At 70.9% G+C, this 16976-nt stretch carries 11 protein-coding genes; 6 read left to right on the top strand and 5 right to left on the bottom strand.

Going from position 1 to position 16976, the window contains the following annotated elements:
* Positions 1-77 precede the first annotated feature (77 nt).
* The 5 genes from ACFY3D_RS32315 to ACFY3D_RS32295 all read right to left on the bottom strand — a co-directional run bounded on the left by ACFY3D_RS32315 (position 78) and on the right by ACFY3D_RS32295 (position 5989).
* Positions 78-1373: a Gfo/Idh/MocA family protein gene (locus ACFY3D_RS32315; protein ID WP_389986529.1), complete on the bottom strand. Its 1296-nt coding sequence runs from the start codon at positions 1371-1373 to the stop codon at positions 78-80.
* Between the two features lie 74 nt (positions 1374-1447).
* Positions 1448-2710: an extracellular solute-binding protein gene (locus tag ACFY3D_RS32310; RefSeq protein ID WP_362900988.1), complete on the bottom strand. Its 1263-nt coding sequence runs from the start codon at positions 2708-2710 to the stop codon at positions 1448-1450.
* 34 nt (positions 2711-2744) lie between these two features.
* Positions 2745-3605, bottom strand: a complete 861-nt coding sequence (locus ACFY3D_RS32305; protein ID WP_389986525.1) for a carbohydrate ABC transporter permease — start codon at positions 3603-3605, stop codon at positions 2745-2747.
* A complete protein-coding gene (locus tag ACFY3D_RS32300; RefSeq protein ID WP_362900985.1) occupies positions 3589-4569 on the bottom strand; it encodes a sugar ABC transporter permease in 981 nt (326 codons plus the stop codon). The genes ACFY3D_RS32305 and ACFY3D_RS32300 overlap by 17 nt, the downstream gene beginning before the upstream one ends.
* Before the next feature lie 457 nt (positions 4570-5026).
* Complete coding sequence (locus ACFY3D_RS32295) at positions 5027-5989, bottom strand: LacI family DNA-binding transcriptional regulator (RefSeq protein WP_350946171.1); 963 nt, start codon at positions 5987-5989, stop codon at positions 5027-5029.
* 146 nt (positions 5990-6135) lie between these two features.
* Here ACFY3D_RS32295 and ACFY3D_RS32290 point away from each other — a divergent pair, with 146 nt between their 5' ends.
* The 6 genes from ACFY3D_RS32290 to ACFY3D_RS32265 all read left to right on the top strand — a co-directional run bounded on the left by ACFY3D_RS32290 (position 6136) and on the right by ACFY3D_RS32265 (position 16858).
* Complete coding sequence (locus ACFY3D_RS32290) at positions 6136-7023, top strand: NAD-dependent epimerase/dehydratase family protein (RefSeq protein ID WP_389986521.1); 888 nt, start codon at positions 6136-6138, stop codon at positions 7021-7023.
* Positions 7024-7046: 23 nt separating this feature from the next.
* The gene (locus tag ACFY3D_RS32285; RefSeq protein WP_389986518.1) at positions 7047-7913 is read left to right on the top strand and encodes a 5-dehydro-4-deoxyglucarate dehydratase; all 867 of its coding nucleotides are present in this window, start codon (positions 7047-7049) and stop codon (positions 7911-7913) included.
* An 8-nt stretch (positions 7914-7921) separates the two neighbouring features.
* Positions 7922-8953, top strand: coding sequence for a mandelate racemase/muconate lactonizing enzyme family protein (locus ACFY3D_RS32280; protein WP_389986515.1), 1032 nt, complete (start codon positions 7922-7924; stop codon positions 8951-8953).
* Entirely contained in the window at positions 8950-10914 is a 1965-nt protein-coding gene (locus tag ACFY3D_RS32275) for a DUF6807 family protein (protein WP_389986512.1), read from the top strand. Before ACFY3D_RS32280 ends, ACFY3D_RS32275 begins: the two co-directional genes overlap by 4 nt.
* Before the next feature lie 27 nt (positions 10915-10941).
* A complete protein-coding gene (locus tag ACFY3D_RS32270) occupies positions 10942-11169 on the top strand; it encodes a hypothetical protein (protein ID WP_389986510.1) in 228 nt (75 codons plus the stop codon).
* A 205-nt stretch (positions 11170-11374) separates the two neighbouring features.
* Positions 11375-16858, top strand: coding sequence for a carboxyl transferase domain-containing protein (locus tag ACFY3D_RS32265; RefSeq protein WP_389986507.1), 5484 nt, complete (start codon positions 11375-11377; stop codon positions 16856-16858).
* The last annotated feature ends 118 nt before the right edge of the window (positions 16859-16976 follow it).

Genomic DNA, 16976 nt, shown 5'->3' with positions numbered 1-16976 from the left:
CCCTGCAAACCCGATGTGAACGACTCCGCGTCCCCGGGCGATCCGCTCGCTTCGACGGCGCGCCCGGTTCCACCGGGTCAGCTCGCGAGCCGGGTGCCGTCCCCGTCGAGGAGAACGGGGGCGCCGGTCGCGGCGGAGAGGTTCGCCGAGATCCCGACCATCACGCCGGCGACGCCCGCGAGGTGTCCCGCCTGGCGGCCCAGCGGATCCTCGCCCGCGCCGCGGAAGACGTCGTTCAGCATGAGGGCGTCGCCGCCGCCGTGGCCGCCCGCGCCCGAGGGGATGGCGACCTCCTCCGGTTCGCTCCAGTGCCGGTGCAGGACGAGCCGCTCGAAGGCGCCGGGGGCGTGGGCCTTGTCGGCGGCGGTCGGGTCGATCGCGGCGCGCGGCGGGGTCCAGGCGCGTTCGACGACCTCCAGCTCCAGCCGTCCCGCGGTGCCGTTGAAGGCCACCCGGTAGCCCTCGAAGGGTCCGTGGGCGTTGAGTGAGTAGGTGAGCGTCGCCCCGCGCGAGTAGCCGACGAGGACGGCCATGTTGTCGTCGATGCTCACGCCCTCGCCGAACACGTCCTGGTCGCGGATGTAGCCGTCCTCGTGCTCGGCGTCCAGGTACAGGCGCTTGAGCCGGGGATCGGCGGAGATGTCGAGGAGGTAGGGGTCGGTGCCGAGTTCCGGTGCGCCGTGAGCGCGTCGTGGCCGGTCGAGCAGGCCACGGGCGCGGGCGTTGGCGGCTCCGTAGAAGCGCAGCGCCGACCGGGCGTAGACGGAGCGGGCGGTGTCGGCCAGCCACCAGTTGACCAGGTCGAAGTGGTGGGTGGACTTGTGCACCAGCAGCCCGCCTGAGCTGGACCTGTCGCGGTGCCAGCGGCGGAAGTAGTCGGCTCCGTGGATGGTGTCGAGCACCCACTCGAAGTGCACGGAGGCGACGTCGCCGATCGCCCCGTCGGCGATCAGCCGGCGGACGGCGCTGTTGCGCGGCGAGTAGCGGTAGTTGAAGGTGACGACGAGCCGGCCGGTGCTGCGCTCGGCGGCCTCGACGATGGCCGCGCAGTCCTCGGCGGTGGTGCACAGCGGCTTCTCCACGATGACGTCCTTGCCCGCCTCCAGCGCGGCGACGACGTAACGGGCGTGGGCTGCGTCGACGGTGGCGACCACGACGGCGTCGGCGAGCTGGAGCAGCTTGCCGAACTCGTGCGGCGCGAAGCTCGGGACGTCGCGTCCGATCCGGTCGAGGTAGTAGCCGATCCGGGTCCGGTTGACGTCGCAGAGGGCGGCGATCTCGCCGGTGTCGCCCCACTCGCCGAGCAGCGCGTCGATGTACAGCTGCACCCGGTGGCCGAGTCCGACGAAGGCGTATCGCATCAGGAACTCCATCAGGGGGACGGGAAAGTGGCAGGTGTGCCGTACGGCTCGGCGCGAGCCGTACGGCACACGTCAGGGGAGGCCGGTCACTGGGAGATGGCGGCGTTGGCCTCGTTGAGGAAGGACTTCACCGCGTCGTCCGCGGAGGCCTTGCCGAACAGCACCGAGTCACTGGCGCGCTTGAGGATGTCCTCCATCTCCATCGCGCCCTTCGGCGGGATCACGATCGGGCTCAGCTCGCTCCTGATCGAGTCGATGAAGGCGAGCACCTTCTGGTCGGTCGGGGTGAGCTTGTCCTTGACGGCGTCGACGACCTTGGCGTTGGTCGGCAGGCCGCGGTCACTGAGCAGGATGGCGCCGGCCTCGGGGTCGTTGACGAGGAATTCGACGAACTTCTGCGCGGCCTCGGCCTGCTCGGTCTTCGACGAGATCGTGTAGTACATCGCCGGCTGCAGGAACATGCCGGCGGTGGTCGCGCCCTCGGCCTTGGGCATCCGCAGCAGGTCGAGTTCCTGGCCGGAGCCCTTGTTCAGCGCGGTGAGCTGGTTGCTCCACCAGCTGCCGAACGCGCTCGCGTTCGTGGCGAGCAGTGCCTGGTCGACCTTGGTGCCGGTCTCCAGCATCTGGGCGGCGCCGGGGCCGGCCTTGGTGGAGACGATCTTCTGTAGCAGGGCCCACCAGTCCTTGATGGTCTGCTCCGACATGCCGATCTTGCCGTCCTTGTAGAACTGCTCCCCGCGCTGGGCGGCGAACAGCTGCAGGAAGGCGGGGTTCACGTTCCACTCGGTGCCCCAGATCTTGCCGTCGCCCTTCTCGGTCACCTTCTGGGAGATCGAGATGTAGTCGTCCCAGGTCCAGGTCGTGTCGTCGGGGACCTTCTCGCCCGCCTTCTCCACCGTCGCCCTGTTGACGATGATCGGGAAGGTGTTGACGCCGGTGGGGACGGCGTACTGCTTGCCGTCGATCTGACCGGCCTTGAGCACCTCCTGGTCGAGGTCGGCGGTGTTCAGCTTGCCGGTGAGGTCGGCGAGGGTGGCGCGGCCCGCGTACTCGGCGAGGCCGCGGATCTCGATGGACATGACGTCCGGGGCGTCGCCGGCCGCGGTCTTGGTGGCCAGTTTCTCGTAGTAGCTGTCCCAGTCGGAGAAGTCGCCTTCGATGTCGATCGTCGGGTTCTTCTTCTCGAAAGCGGCGATGGCCGACTCGGTCAGCTTCTGCCGGGCGTCGCTGCCCCAGTACGAGAAGACGACCTTCGTCTTCCCGCCGGAATCACCGCTGTCGTCGCTGCCGCAGGCGGTTGCCGACACGGCGAGCAGGGTGATGGCGGTGGCCGCCAGGATACGCTTCATCGGGATACCTCCGGGGGGTGGGGGATGGGGAGGGTTATTTGAGACCGGTGGTCGCCATACCGCGGATGAGATACTTCTGGCCCGCCAGGAAGAATCCGAAGATCGGGCCGAGCGAGATGATCGACATCGCGAACAGCGGCCCCCAGGAGGACTCGCCGCTGGAGTCCATGAACTGCCGGAGCGCGACGGGAACGGTGAGGTTGTCGGAGTTGGTCAGGTAGAGGTTCTGGGTGAAGAAGTCGTTCCACGTCCAGATGAAGGTGAAGATCGCGGTGGTCGCGAGCGCCGGGACGCACAACGGCATGATCACCCGGGTGAACGTGCGCCACTGGCCCGCGCCGTCGATCGCCGCCGCCTCGTCCAGCTCCCGGGGAAGGGTGCGGATGAACTGCACCATCAGGAAGATGAAGAACGCGTCGGTCGCGAGGAACTTCGGTGCGACGATCGGCCAGATCGTGTTGATCCAGTCGATCTTGGCGAACACGATGTACTGCGGGACGACCGTGACGTGGTGCGGCAGCATGATCGAGCCGAGCATGATCGCGAACCACATCTTCTTCAGCGGGAACTCCAGCCGGGCGAAGGCGTAGGCCGCGAGCGAGCAGGCGGCCAGGTTGCCGATCACCGCCAGGGCGGTGAGGACCGCCGAGTTCCACAGGTAGTAGCCGAAGGAGTGCTTGAGCGCGCTCCAGCCCTCGGTGTAGTTCTCGGCCGTCACCGCGGTCGGCATCAGCCCCGGCTCCCGGAAGATCAGCTCCTCGGGCTTGAACGAGCTGGAGACCATCCAGAGCAGCGGGTAGAGCATGAGCAGCCCGGCGGCGATGAGCAGCAGGTGCCTGACCAGGCGCGGGGCGGGCCGGAAGAGGGCCGGTACGCGCTTACTTGTCGTCGCCATAGAAAACCCAGAATCGAGACATGAGGAAGTTGACGGCGGTCAGCGCGGCGATGATGAGCAGCAGCACCCAGGCCATGCCGGCCGCGTAACCCATTTCGTAGTTCTTGAAGCCCTTGATGTAGAGGTAGAGCGTGTAGAACAGGGTCGAGTCGACCGGTCCGCCGTTGCCGCCGCTCACGATGAACGACTGGGTGAAGGACTGGAACGACTTGATCACCTCCAGCACCAGGTTGAAGAAGATGATCGGGGTGAGCAGCGGCAGGGTGATCGAGCGGAACTTCCGCCACCTGCCGGCGCCGTCGACCGCGGCCGCCTCGTACAGGCTCTGCGGGATCTGGCGGAGCCCGGCCAGGAAGATGACCATCGGGGCGCCGAACGTCCAGACGTGCAGGATGATCAGCGTCCACAGCGCGGTGTCGGGGCTGGTCACCCAGCCGTGGCCCTCGTAGCCGAACAGGCCGAGGAACGAGTTGACGATGCCGTCGGTCCCGAAGATCTTCCGCCAGAGGATCGAGATCGCCACGCTGCCCCCGAGCAGCGACGGCAGGTAGAAGATCGAGCGGTAGAACGGCAGGCCGCGCAGGCCCCTGTCCAGCACGAGCGCGAGCGCCAGGGCGAAGGCGAGCTGCAGCGGGACGGAGACCACCACATAGGTGGTCGTCACCTGCAGCGAGGCCATGAACCGGTCGTCCTGGACGAACATCTTCTCGTAGTTGTCCAGGCCCACCCAGTGGGCTTCGCTCAGCAGGCTGTAGTCGGTGAACGACAGGTAGAGCGAGGCGATCATCGGACCGAGCGTGATCGCGAACAGGCCGATGAACCAAGGGGCCAGGAACAGATAGGCGGCCAGCGCCTGCGATCGGCCGCGGGAGCTCTTGAGACGCCCTGGGCGGGGGGCACCCGCCTTTTCCCGGGGTGCGACCGGTATCTCGGCCGTCCCCGCCGGTGCGGGACTCAGCGTCATCACTGGCCCTTCGGGGAGTTGGTGAATGGGATGCGCTTTTCCTATAGCGTCACGAACTAATACGTCAACCCTTTGCAGTGAGCTGGCTCACGAACCGTAACGTTAGCTTTTAGCATTACCGCAGGTCAGACCCGGTATTCCCTATTGGGGCCCGAATGGAAAAATCTCGCAGGGAGACGAGTTTGTACAACCGATTGCAGTTGCGGGCATACGCGTGCCCCCGTTGTGGCGAGCGGAAAACGCCTGGTCAACGCCGTGCGGGCGGCTCCCGGCGCACCCGTTTCCGGCGAGGGGGCCGGGCCGGGTGCCTGCGGCGGCCCGGGTCTCGTCGGCCGGGGAGTCACCCCTGCGGGCGGACGCGCCTTCCCCCGGAGGTGTGGTCGCCGAGGGCGGCGCCCGTCTCAGCCGATCGGCCGGTGGGGCGGGCGCGGTGCCCGCCCGGCTGCCTTTGGGAAGTTCACGGGGCCTGTCTGGGAGGCGCGGTGGACTCGCGGACCACCAGGTGAGTCTCCAGGACGGTCGTGGCGCTCATCGACTGGATGAGGAGGTCGACCGCCATCCGGCCGGCGTCGCTCGCGGGCATCGCGACCGTGGTGAGTTTGGGGCGGTGCAGCCGCCCGGTGATGCTGTCGTCGAAGCCGATCACGCTGACGTCGCCCGGCACGTCGACGCCGAGGACCTCCAGTCCTCCGATGAGGCCGATGGCGACGAGGTCGTTGTAGGCGAGCACGCCGGTCACCCCGGCCTCGGCCACCTTGGCCGCGGCGGCGATGCCGCCCTCCTCGGTGGGGGAGTTGGGGCCGATGACGACCGTGTCGAGACCGGGGATCTCCGCGACGGCCTTGCGGATCTCGCCGCTGGTCCACGATCCGGCCGGGCCCGTCACCAGGGCGACGCGCCGGTGACCGAGTCGCACGAGGTGCTCCATCGCGACGCGGGCGCCGTGGGCGACGTCCATCACGACCGTGGTCAGCCCGCGGATACGCCGGTTGACCAGCACGAACGAGACGCGTTCCGAGAGCTTCTCCAGAGCCTTGTTCGACAGGCGCGGGCTGCACAGCACGATGCCGTCGACCTGCTTGGAGAAGGCCAGGACGAGGTTCTCCTCCTCGGTGGGGTCCTCGCCGGTGTCGGCCACGAACAGGTGGTAGTCCTGGCGGCGGGCGGCGGCCTGCGCGGCCTTGATCAGCGGAGGGAAGAACGGATTGGCCAGATCGGCCACGATCAGCCCGATGTTGTTGGTGCGGCCCGTCTTGAGGGAGCGGGCCGCCCGGTTGGGCCGATAGTCGAGCTTCTCGGCCGCCGCGAGCACCCGGGTCCGGGTCTCGGCGTTCACCAGATGAGGTGCCGAGAAGGTTCGGGAGACCGTCGACACGTGAACACCTGAGGCGTGGGCGACGTCCCGAATGGTCACTGACATGCGCACACCCTAACGCAATCGTTTGCAGATCAGCTAACCATCCTGAGACCGGTTGCGGGCGATTGACCCCGCTCACTTGACGTATTGTCTCGCCTGACGCGATTGTTTACTGCAACTGATTGCAGTCTTCAGAAGGAGTCCACACGGTGAGCAGAGTGCTCGTCACCGGTAGCGCGGGCCGGCTCGGCCGCAGCGTGGTCACCTCGCTCGCGGCGGCCGGACATGAGGTGATCGGCGTGGACAGCGCGCCGGGCACCCCGCGAGAGGCCGCCTCGGCCCTTCCCGCGGATCTCACCGACCTGGGGGAGGCCCACTCGGTGATCGCACGGTTCCGGCCGCAGGCGGTGGTCCACCTGGCGGCCATCGCGGTGCCGTTCAGCCGTTCCGAGCCCACCACGTTCCGCGTCAACACCCAGCTCGCCTTCAACGTCTGCACGGCTTCGGTCGCCCTCGGGGTGGAGAAGCTCGTGGTGGCCAGCAGCCCCACGGTGATCGGATACGGCGCGCCGGGCGGATGGACCCCCGCCTACCTGCCGCTCGACGAGGACCACCCGACGGAGCCCTGGAACGCCTACAACCTGTCGAAGGTCGTGGCCGAGCAGACCGTGCGGGCCTTCGCCCGCACCACCGAGACCACCCGGATGGCCGCGTTCCGCCCCTGTTTCGTCGTCGCGCCCGAGGAGTGGGAGGGCGCGCCCACCCAGTCCGGGCACACGATCACCGAGCGGCTGAACCGGCCCGAGATAGGCGGAGCCTCGCTGTTCAACTACCTCGACGCCCGCGACGCCGGCGACTTCGTCGACACACTGCTCACCAGGCTCCCCCTGCTGGAGACGAACGGCGAGGTCTTCTTCGCGGGCGCCGGCGACGCCCTGGCGCGCGAGCCGCTGGCCGAGCTGCTGCCGGCCGTCATGCCGGAGACGAAGACGTTCGCCGCCCATCTGACCGGCACCGCCCCCGCCTTCTCCTCCGCCAAGGCCGAGCGGCTGCTCGGCTGGACCGCCAAGCGCGGCTGGCGCACCGAACTCTCCTGACTCTCCAGAAAGAGATCCTGATCATGAATCTCGACGGTGTCCTCTTCTTCCCCGTCACCCCCTTCGGCCCGGACGGCGACCTCGCGCCCGGCGTGCTGGCCGACCACGTCCGGCGAGGCCTTGAGCACCGTCCGGGCGGCGTGTTCGCCGCCTGCGGGACGGGCGAGTTCACCGCGCTGTCGCAGGCCGAGCACGCCGAGGTCGTCCGGGTGGCGGTGGAGGCGGCGGCCGGGGCCGTCCCGGTGTTCGCCGGAGCGGGCGGGCCGATCGGCGCGGCACTCGCCCAGGCGCGGGCCGCCAGGGAGGCGGGCGCCGACGGGCTGCTGCTCATGCCGCCCTACCTCGTCCAGGGGCCCGGCTTCCCCGCCTACGTACGGGCGATCGCCGCCGAACTCCCGGTGATCATCTACCAGCGCGGGCCGATCGCGCTCGAACCGGAGGCGGCGGTCGAGCTGGCCGCGATCCCCGGTGTCATCGGGCTGAAGGACGGCCTCGGCGACATCGACCGGATGCAGCGGATCGTGCTGGCCGTCCGGGAGACCCACCGGGACTTCCTGTTCTTCAACGGGTTGCCGACCGCGGAGCTCACCCAGCCCGCCTACCGGGCGCTCGGCGTCGGCCTGTACTCCAGCGCGGTGTTCTGCTTCGCCCCCGAGATCGCCAACGCCTACCTGAACGGCGACGAGCGGCTGATCACCGAGTTCTACGCGCCGCTGGTGCGGCTGCGTTCCAGGGTTCCGGGCTACGCGGTGTCGCTGGTCAAGGCCGGGGTGCGGCTGCGCGGGCTGGACGCGGGCGAGGTCCGGCCACCGCTGGTGCCCGTCGCGCCCGAGCACGAGGCCGAACTGGAGGCGCTGATCAAGTCGGGGCTCGCCCTGGTAGCGTCATGATCAAGGACTTGACGGTTACGCCACGGTCGGTACCCCTGAGCCGGCCCTGGGGCCCGGACGTCTCCCACAACCACGTGCTGCTCGTCACGATCACGCTGGACGACGGGCGGCGCGGCACCGGGATGGCGTGGACACCGCAGATCGGGGCCCAGGCGATCAGGGCACTGCTGGAGCACGACATCCGCGAGGCGGTGATCGGCCTGCCGGCGCATCCGGAGCTGGTGTGGGACCGGCTGTCGGCTCACCTCGGCGAGGCGGGCCGGGCCGGGATCGTCCCGATCGCCCTGGCCGGGGTGGATCTCGCGCTCTGGGACCTGCGCTGCGGGGAGCGGGCGCTGGTCGAGATCCTCGGCGCGCGGCGCGAGAGCGTCCCCGTCTACGGCAGCGGGGTCAACCTCCACTACTCGCTGGAGGAACTCCGGGCGCAGGCCCGGCGATGGGTCGCCGCCGGATACACCGCGGTCAAGATCAAGGTCGGGCGCCCCTCGCCGGCCGAGGACGTCGAGCGGGTGGCGGCGGTCCGTGAGGTGATCGGCCCCGACCGGCTGCTGATGGTCGACGCCAACCAGCGCTGGGATCTGCACCGGGCCCGCGTCGCGCTGCGGGCCCTGGAGCGCTACGACCTGTTCTGGATCGAGGAGCCGCTGCCCGCCGACGACCTGTCCGCCCACGTGGAACTGCGGCGCGGCGTCACCGTCCCGATCGCGGTCGGCGAGAACGTCGCCACCGTCCACGGGTTCCGCGACCTGCTGACCGGGGGCGCCTGCGACGTCGTCCAGCCGAACCTGGTGCGGGTCGGCGGCATCACACCGTTCCTGCGGATCGCCGAGCTCGCCCGCGCCTTCGGCGTCCCCGTCTACCCGCACCTGCTCACCGAGCTGTCGGGCCAGCTCGCCCTCGCGCTGCACCACCCCGCGATGGTGGAGAGGGTGGAGGAGGCCGCGCTGACCGACCTCGGGCTGCTCGCCCCGCCCTTCCCGGTGGAGATCAGCGGGCCGGAGCTGCGGGCGACCGGGGCGCCGACGAGGTGGGCGTGGTGAAGCCGGTACGAGTGGTGGTCGCCGGAGTGCACGGCTACGGCAGGAACCACCTGGCGAACGTCCGGCGGCTCGCCGCGGCGGGCCGGGCCGAGCTCGCCGGGGTGTGCGACACCCTGCCGCCCTCGCCCGGCCTCGACGTACCGTTCTCGGCGGACCTGCCGTCGCTGATCGCCGAGACCGGCGCGGAGGTCGCGGTGATCGCGACGCCGATCCACACCCACGCTCCGCTCGCCGTCGCGGCCCTGCGGGCCGGCGCGCACGTGCTGCTGGAAAAACCGCCCGCGCCGTCGGTGGAGGAGTTCGAGCGAATCTCCGCCGCCGTGGCGGAGACGGGGCTCGCCTGCCAGGTGGGCTTCCAGTCGCTCGGCTCGGCCGCCGTCCCCGCCGCGGCCGGGGTGCTGGGTGAACCGCTCCGGGGCGTCGGTGTCGCCGGATCCTGGACACGCCCGTTCACCTACTACTCGCGCGCCCCCTGGGCGGGACACCGCAGGCTGGACGGTGTGGACGTCATGGACGGCGCGCTCACCAATCCGTTCGCGCACGCGACGGCCACCGCGCTGGCCGTCGCGGGGGCCGACACGGCCTCATCGGTCGAGGGCGTCGAGCTGGAGCTGTACCGGGCCAACGCGATCTCCTGCGACGACACCTCCAGCGCGCGGCTCCGCCTCGCCGACGGCACCGTCATCGCGATCACCGTGAGCCTGTGCGGCGACCGCAGGACCGAGCCCTACCTGCACCTGCACGGCGAGACGCGCTCCGCCCTGCTCTTCTACACCCTCGACGAGATCGAGGTGGACGGTGTCCGCACCGGCTTCGACCGGGTCGATCTGCTCGGCAACCTCCTGGCGCACATCAGGGAGGGGGCGAAGCTGCTAGTGCCGCTGGAGCGGACCGGGGGCTTCACCCGGCTGCTCGACGAGATCCGGCGCGCTCCCGATCCGCTGCCCGTCGACGGCTTCCGCACGGAGCCGTCCCGGCTGGTGCTGCCGGGCATCGAGGGTCTGGTCGCGCGCGCGGCGGCCGAGCTGAAAACCCTCTCGGAACTCGGCTTCCCCGGCGACCTCGGCTTCCGGGCGGTGACCGGACCGAAGACGGTCCGGTCCGAGACGGTCCGGTCCGAGACGGTCCGGTCCGAGACGGTCCGGTCCGAGACGGTGCTGAGGGCCGGTTCGCGGCAGGTCGCGACCTACCTCCAGCGGGGCGACCTGCAGCCGACGGACGCGCCGCGCCCCCACCTGCATCCGGTCCGCACCCTTGGCGGAACGGTCGTGACCGAGAGCCGGCCCGCCGACCACGTGCATCATTTCGGGGCGAGTGTGGCGATCTCCGATGTCAACGGGGTCAACTTCTGGGGCGGCTCCACCTACGTACCGGGCACCGGCCCGCGGATCCTGCCCAACCACGGGCGCCAGCGGCGGCGCTCCCTGCGTCCCGTGCCCGGAGGCTTCGCCGAGAACCTCGACTGGGTCGGACCGGACGGCACCGTCCTGGCCTCCGAGGAGCGCACCCTCACCACCCGCGTCCTGCCCGGCGCCTGGGCGCTGGACGTCGCCTTCACGCTGGACAACCGGACCGGCGCGCCGTTGTCGATCCAGAGCTCGGCCTGCAAGGGCAGGACCGGCGCCGGCTACGGGGGGTTCTTCTGGCGGGCGCCCAAGGACTCCACCGGGCTGGAGGTCTTCACCGAAGGCACCTCCGGCGAGCGGGCCGTGCACGGTGGCCTCTCGCCCTGGCTCGCGCTCACCTGTGACGACTGGAGCCTGCTGTTCGTGCAGACCCTCGGGCTCGACCCGTGGTTCGTGCGCGTCGCCGAGTACCCGGGCGTCGGACCGGCCCTGGCCTGGGACGCGCCGCTGAGCGTGCCGGACCGGTTGGAACGCGCGATCACCGTCGTGGTCGCCGACGGGCGGCTCACCACGCGACGAGCCTCGGCCCTCGCCGCGGAGCTCCTCACCTCGTGACGGACCTCGCCGCGGGCGGCCTCGACGATGACCGCGACGGTGGGCCTCGCGCGCGACGGTGAGTCACGCGCGAGGCCGCGAGAACCGATCGGCGCCTTCCGCTCCGCCCCCGGAGGGGGCGGGGCCCGCAGCGTGCCCGCCTTCCGCGTGGCGATCGGCGAGCACTTTCTCGCCGCCGGCCACACCCGGGCCCAGGTCCTCGCCCGCGCCGCCGACCTGCCGCTAAAGCGCCCCCGCGAAGAGCACGGCCGTTGAGCCGCGTACCCGGGAAGTCCGAGTCAGGGATCATGTCGGTCGCATGCCACGCCATCCCGGCGGGTACGTTTGTGCGAGCCTCACAACTCCGGTCGCGAAAGACGCTCAGTCCCCGCCATTTCCGGTAGCGGGGGGCGACCGGGAGTATGTACCACGATCGGGGCGGGGACGGCCGCCGTGTTCACCGCTTCGAAAGGTTCGCTCAGTGTTCAGTCGTGTCGCCATCGTCAACCGCGGTGAAGCCGCCATGCGGCTCATCTACGCCGTTCAGGACCTAGCCGCGGAGACGGGAACACGGATCGAGACCGTCGCCCTGTACACCGACTCCGACCGGACGGCCACGTTCGTCCGCGAGGCGGACATCGCCTACGACCTGGGGCCCGCCGCGAACCGGCCCTACCTGGACCACGCCGTCCTCAGAAAGGCCCTGGTCGAGACCGGCGCGGACGCGGCCTGGGTCGGCTGGGGCTTCGTGGCCGAGGACCCGGCGTTCGCCGACCTGTGCGCCGAGATCGGCGTGACGTTCGTCGGCCCGGGCGCCGAGGCGATGCGCAAACTGGGCGACAAGATCGGCTCGAAGCTGATCGCCGAAGAGGTCGGTGTGCCCGTCGCGCCGTGGAGCCGCGGCCCGGTGGAGACGCTGGAGGAGGCGAAGGCGGCGGCGGAGCGGATCGGCTACCCGTTGATGCTGAAGGCGACCGCGGGCGGTGGCGGCCGCGGCATCCGGATGATATCCGGCCCCGACGAGCTGACCCTGGCCTACGAGCTGACGCGCCAGGAGGCGGCGCGCGCGTTCGGCAGCGGCGTCGTGTTCCTGGAACGCCTGGTGACGGGCGCCCGGCACGTGGAGGTACAGGTCATCGCGGACGGTCAGGGCACCGCGTGGGCGCTGGGCGTGCGCGACTGCTCCGTGCAGCGGCGCAACCAGAAGATCATCGAGGAGTCCGCCTCCCCGGTCCTCGACGCCACGCAGGTCGCCGAGCTGAAGGCGGCGGCCGAGCGGCTCGTGCTCGCGGTGGACTACAAGGGCGCGGGCACCGTCGAGTTCCTCTACCACCCCGGCGAGCGGCTGTTCGCGTTCCTCGAGGTCAACACGCGTCTGCAGGTCGAGCACCCGATCACCGAGATCACCACCGGCGTCGACCTGGTGAAGGCCCAGCTGCACGTCGCGGCGGGCGGCAGGCTGGAGGGCGAGGCACCCGAGGAGTGGGGACACGCCGTCGAGGCGCGTCTCAACGCCGAGGACCCCGACCGCGACTTCGCGCCCTCACCCGGCAGGATCGCGCGGCTCGCGCTGCCCAGCGGTCCCGGCGTCCGGGTGGACACCGGGTTCGGCGAGGGCGACACGATCCCCGCCGACTTCGACTCGATGATCGCCAAGATCATCGCACACGGCCGTGACCGCACCGAGGCACTGGCCCGCCTGCGTCGCGCGATGACGCAGACGACCGTCATCATCGAGGGCGGCGTGACGAACAAGGGCTTCGTCCGCATGCTGCTCGACGAGCCCGAGGTGATCGACGGCTCGGCCGACACCGGCTGGATCGACCGCGTGCGCGCCCAGGGCGCCCTCGTGTCACACCGGCACTCCGCGATCGCGCTGATCGCCGCCGCCGTCGAGGCGTACGAGGACGAGGAGACCGTGACGCGGCAGCGATTCCTGGCCGCCGCGCACGGCGGCCGCCCGCAGTCGCAGCACGAGAGCGGCCGCGCGCTGGAACTCAAGCTCCGCGACGTCGGGTACCGCGTCCAGATCGCGCGCACCGGCGGCCACCGGTTCCGTGTCGGCATCTCGGCGGGCGGCCTGCGGCACACGGCCGACGTCGACATCGAGCGCTTCGACGAGCACAGCGGCCAGATCACCGTGAACGGCGTCCGCTTCAAGGTCGTCACGAGCACTCACGGTCCGATCCACCTGGTCGAGGTCGACGGCGTCACGCACCGGATCAGCCGCGACGAGGGCGGCATCGTGCGCTCGCCGGTGCCGGCGCTCGTGGTGGCCACGCCACTGCAGCCGGGCGACGAGGTCGAGGCCGGCGCGCCGCTGCTCGTGGTGGAGAGCATGAAGATGGAGACCGTGCTGCGCGCGCCGTTCCGCGGACGCCTGCGGGAGCTCGCGGTCTCGGTCGGCAGCCAGGTGGAGGCGGGCGCCCGCCTGCTCCGCCTGGAACCCCTGGGCGACGGCACGGCGGGTCCCGTCGCCGAGGTGCGGGAGATCGAGCTGGATCTGCCGCCGGAGCCGGTGGACGTGCCCGCGGCGGAGCGGGCCGCGCGCGGCCTGCAGGACCTGCGCGGCCTCCTGCTGGGGTTCGACATCGACCCGCAGGACGAGAAGCGCCTGCTCACCGGCTACCTCGCCGCGCGCGCCGAACTCGTCGCGAAGGGCGATCACGAGCCGGCCGGTGAGGTCGAGCTGCTGCACCTGTTCGCCGACCTGAGCGAGCTGAGCCGCAACCGGCCCGCCGGCGAGGAGTCCAAGCCCGACTCCTCGGTGCACAGCCCCCGCGAGTACTTCCACACCTATCTGCAGTACCTCGACCCCGACCGGTCCGGGCTGTCGGAGAGCTTCCAGCAGCGGCTCACGCACGTGCTGTCCCGTTACGGCGTCGAAGGCCTGGAGCGCACGCCGCAGCTGGAGGACGCGGTCTTCCGGATCTTCCTCGCCCAGCGGCGCGCCTCCGCCGACGTCGCCGTGGTGACGACCCTGCTGCGCCAGTGGGCCAAGGAGGCCCCGCCCGCCCAGGCCGACCGCGTCGCCGTCGGCGTGGTGCTGGAGCACCTGATCGCCGCCACCCAGATCAGGTTCCCGGCCGTCGCGGACCTGGCGCGCGGCGTGGTGTTCGCCTGGTTCGTCCAGCCGCTGCTGCGCCGCACCCGCGCCAAGGTCTACACGGCCGTACGCAAGCACCTGCGCCACCTCGACCAGCACCCGGACTCGCCCGACCGCGCCGAGCGGATCTCCGCCATGGTCGCCAGCGCCGAGCCGCTCGTCCGGCTGGTCGGCCAGCGGATCGGCCGCGAGGACGTGGACCCCGTGCCGCTGCTCGAGGTGCTGATCCGCCGCTACTACGGCAACCGCGCGCTCAGCGGCATCCGGACGAGCAAGGTGGCGGGCTGCACGTTCGTCGTCGCCGACCACCGCACCACGAGCGGTGAGGGCCGCGTCGTGGCCACCGCGGTCGACTTCCTGGCGCTGGCCGAGGCCGTCAAGGCGGTCGACGAGTTCGCCGGCACCGGCGAGCTGGTGGCCGACATCTACCTGACCTGGCCGGACGCTCCCGACGACCCCGAGGAGATGGCCGCGCGCCTGCGCGAGGTCATGGCCGCGCAGCAGCCGTCGCACCGGATCGGCCGCATCGCCGCGACCGTCACGGGCGACAGCGGCGCCGTGATGCACCACCACTTCACCTTCCGGCCGTCCGCGGACGGCTTCGTGGAGGAGCGGCTGCTGCGCGGCCTGCACCCGCGCATCGCCGAGCGCATGCAGCTGGAGCGGTTGCGCGACTTCGACCTCACCCGGCTGCCCGCGCCCGACGAGGAGGTCTACCTCTTCCGGGCCTCGGCACGGCAGAACCCGTCCGACGAGCGCCTCGTCGCCCTGGGGCAGGTCCGCGACCTGACCCCGCTGCGCGACGACGAGGGAGGGCTCGTCGCGCTGCCCGCGGCCGAGAACGTGCTGGCCACCTGCCTCGACGCGATCCGCCGGGCCAAGAAGCCCGGCGCGAAGACCTCCGCCACGAACCGGATCGTCATCTACGTGTGGCCGCCGAACGACCTCTCGCCGGACGACCTGAACACCGTGGCGAAGCGCGTGCTGCCGACGACGGCGGGCGCGGGCCTGGAGGAGGTGTTGTTCCTGGGCAGGCGCCGCGACGGCGTCACCGGCGAGCTCGTCGACATCGCCGTCCGGATCGGCTACGACGTGGGCTCCGGCGTGCGGCTGTCCATCGTGCCGCCGCCGACCGAGCCCGTCGAGCCGCTGGACGACTACCGCCAGGAGGTGCTGCGCGCGCACAGCCGCGGCACGCACCACCCGTACGAGCTGACCGACATGCTCGCCGGGCCGTTCGGCTCCTTCACCGAGTACGACCTGGACGAGTACGCGAGGCTGGTGCCGGTGAACCGGCCCAAGGGGCGCAACGGCGCCGCGCTCGTCGCGGGTGTCGTCAGCACGCCCACGCCGCGCCACCCGGAGGGCATGACCCGCGTCGTGCTGCTGGGCGACCCGACGAAGGCACTCGGCGCGCTGTCGGAGCCCGAGTGCGCACGGGTGATCGCCGCGCTCGACCTCGCCGAGCGGATGCGGGTGCCGCTGGAGTGGTTCGCGCTCTCCGCGGGCGCCCGGATCTCGATGTCGTCCGGCACCGAGAACATGGACTGGGTGGCGGCCGCGCTGAAGCGGATCGTGACCTTCACCCAGGACGGCGGTGAGATCAACATCGTGGTCGCGGGCATCAACGTCGGTGCCCAGCCGTACTGGAACGCCGAGGCCACGATGCTCATGCACACCAAGGGCATCCTGGTGATGACGCCGGACTCCGCGATGGTGCTGACCGGCAAGCAGTCGCTCGACTTCTCCGGCGGCGTGTCGGCCGAGGACAACCACGGCATCGGCGGCTACGACCGGATCATGGGCCCGAACGGCCAGGCACAGTACTGGGCGCCGGACATCCGCGGCGCGCGGGAGATCCTGATGTCGCACTACGACCACAGCTACGTCGCGCCGGGGGAGAGCGGGCCGCGCAAGGCGATCACCGGCGACCCGGTGGACCGCGACGTGTCGACGTTCCCGCACGCCCTGCCGGACAGCGACTTCACGACGGTGGGTCAGATCTTCTCCGCCGAGTCCAACCCGGACCGCAAGAAGCCGTTCGACATCCGCACGGTCATGCGCGCGCTGTCCGACCAGGACCACCCCGTGCTGGAGCGGTGGGCGGGCATGGCCGACGCCGACACCGCCGCGGTCTGGGACGTCCACCTCGGCGGCCGGCCGGTGTGCCTGCTGGGCATCGAGTCGCGGTCCGTGCCGCGCCGCGGATTCCCGCCCACCGACGGCCCGGACACCTACACCGCGGGTACCCTGTTCCCCCGGTCGTCCAAGAAGACCGCCCGGGCCATCAACGCCGCGAGCGGGAACCGTCCGCTGGTCGTGCTGGCCAACCTGTCGGGGTTCGACGGCTCCCCCGAGTCGATGCGCAAACTGCAGCTGGAGTACGGCGCGGAGATCGGCCGCGCGGTGGTGAACTTCAAGGGCCCGATCGTGTTCTGCGTGATCTCGCGCTATCACGGTGGCGCCTTCGTGGTGTTCTCCAAGGCGCTCAACCCGAACCTGACCGTGCTCGCGGTCGAGGGCTCGTTCGCCTCGGTGCTCGGCGGCGCCCCGGCCGCCGCGGTGGTCTTCGCGCGAGACGTCGACAAGCGGACCGGCAACGACCCCAGGGTGCTCGCGCTCGCCGCCCGCGTCGCGGAGGCGCCGGCCGCCACCCGGGCCGCGCTCGCCGCCGAGCTGGCCGAGCTGCGCTCGTCGGTGCGGGCCGAGAAGCTGACCGAGGTGGCCACCGAGTTCGACCGCGTGCACAGCATCCAGCGGGCGGTCGACGTCGGCTCGGTGGACGCGATCATCAGCTGCTCCGAGCTGCGGCCCCGGATCATCGAGGCGGTCGAGAAGGGCATCGCCCGACAGGTCTGACCCGCTCCGAAGCCCCGGACGCCCGCGCCTTTTCCGGCGGGTGTCCGGGGCGTTCGCGTCGCGGGCGGCGACCCGAGATGACGGGTGTGCTTCTGTGCTGCGATGATCGTTGTCGGGC

This window comes from Streptosporangium sp. NPDC000509 (assembly GCF_042898365.1).
Classification (GTDB): domain Bacteria; phylum Actinomycetota; class Actinomycetes; order Streptosporangiales; family Streptosporangiaceae; genus Streptosporangium.
The sequence above is the reverse complement of the archived record's forward strand: the minus strand, read 5'-3'. Positions and strand labels throughout refer to the sequence as shown.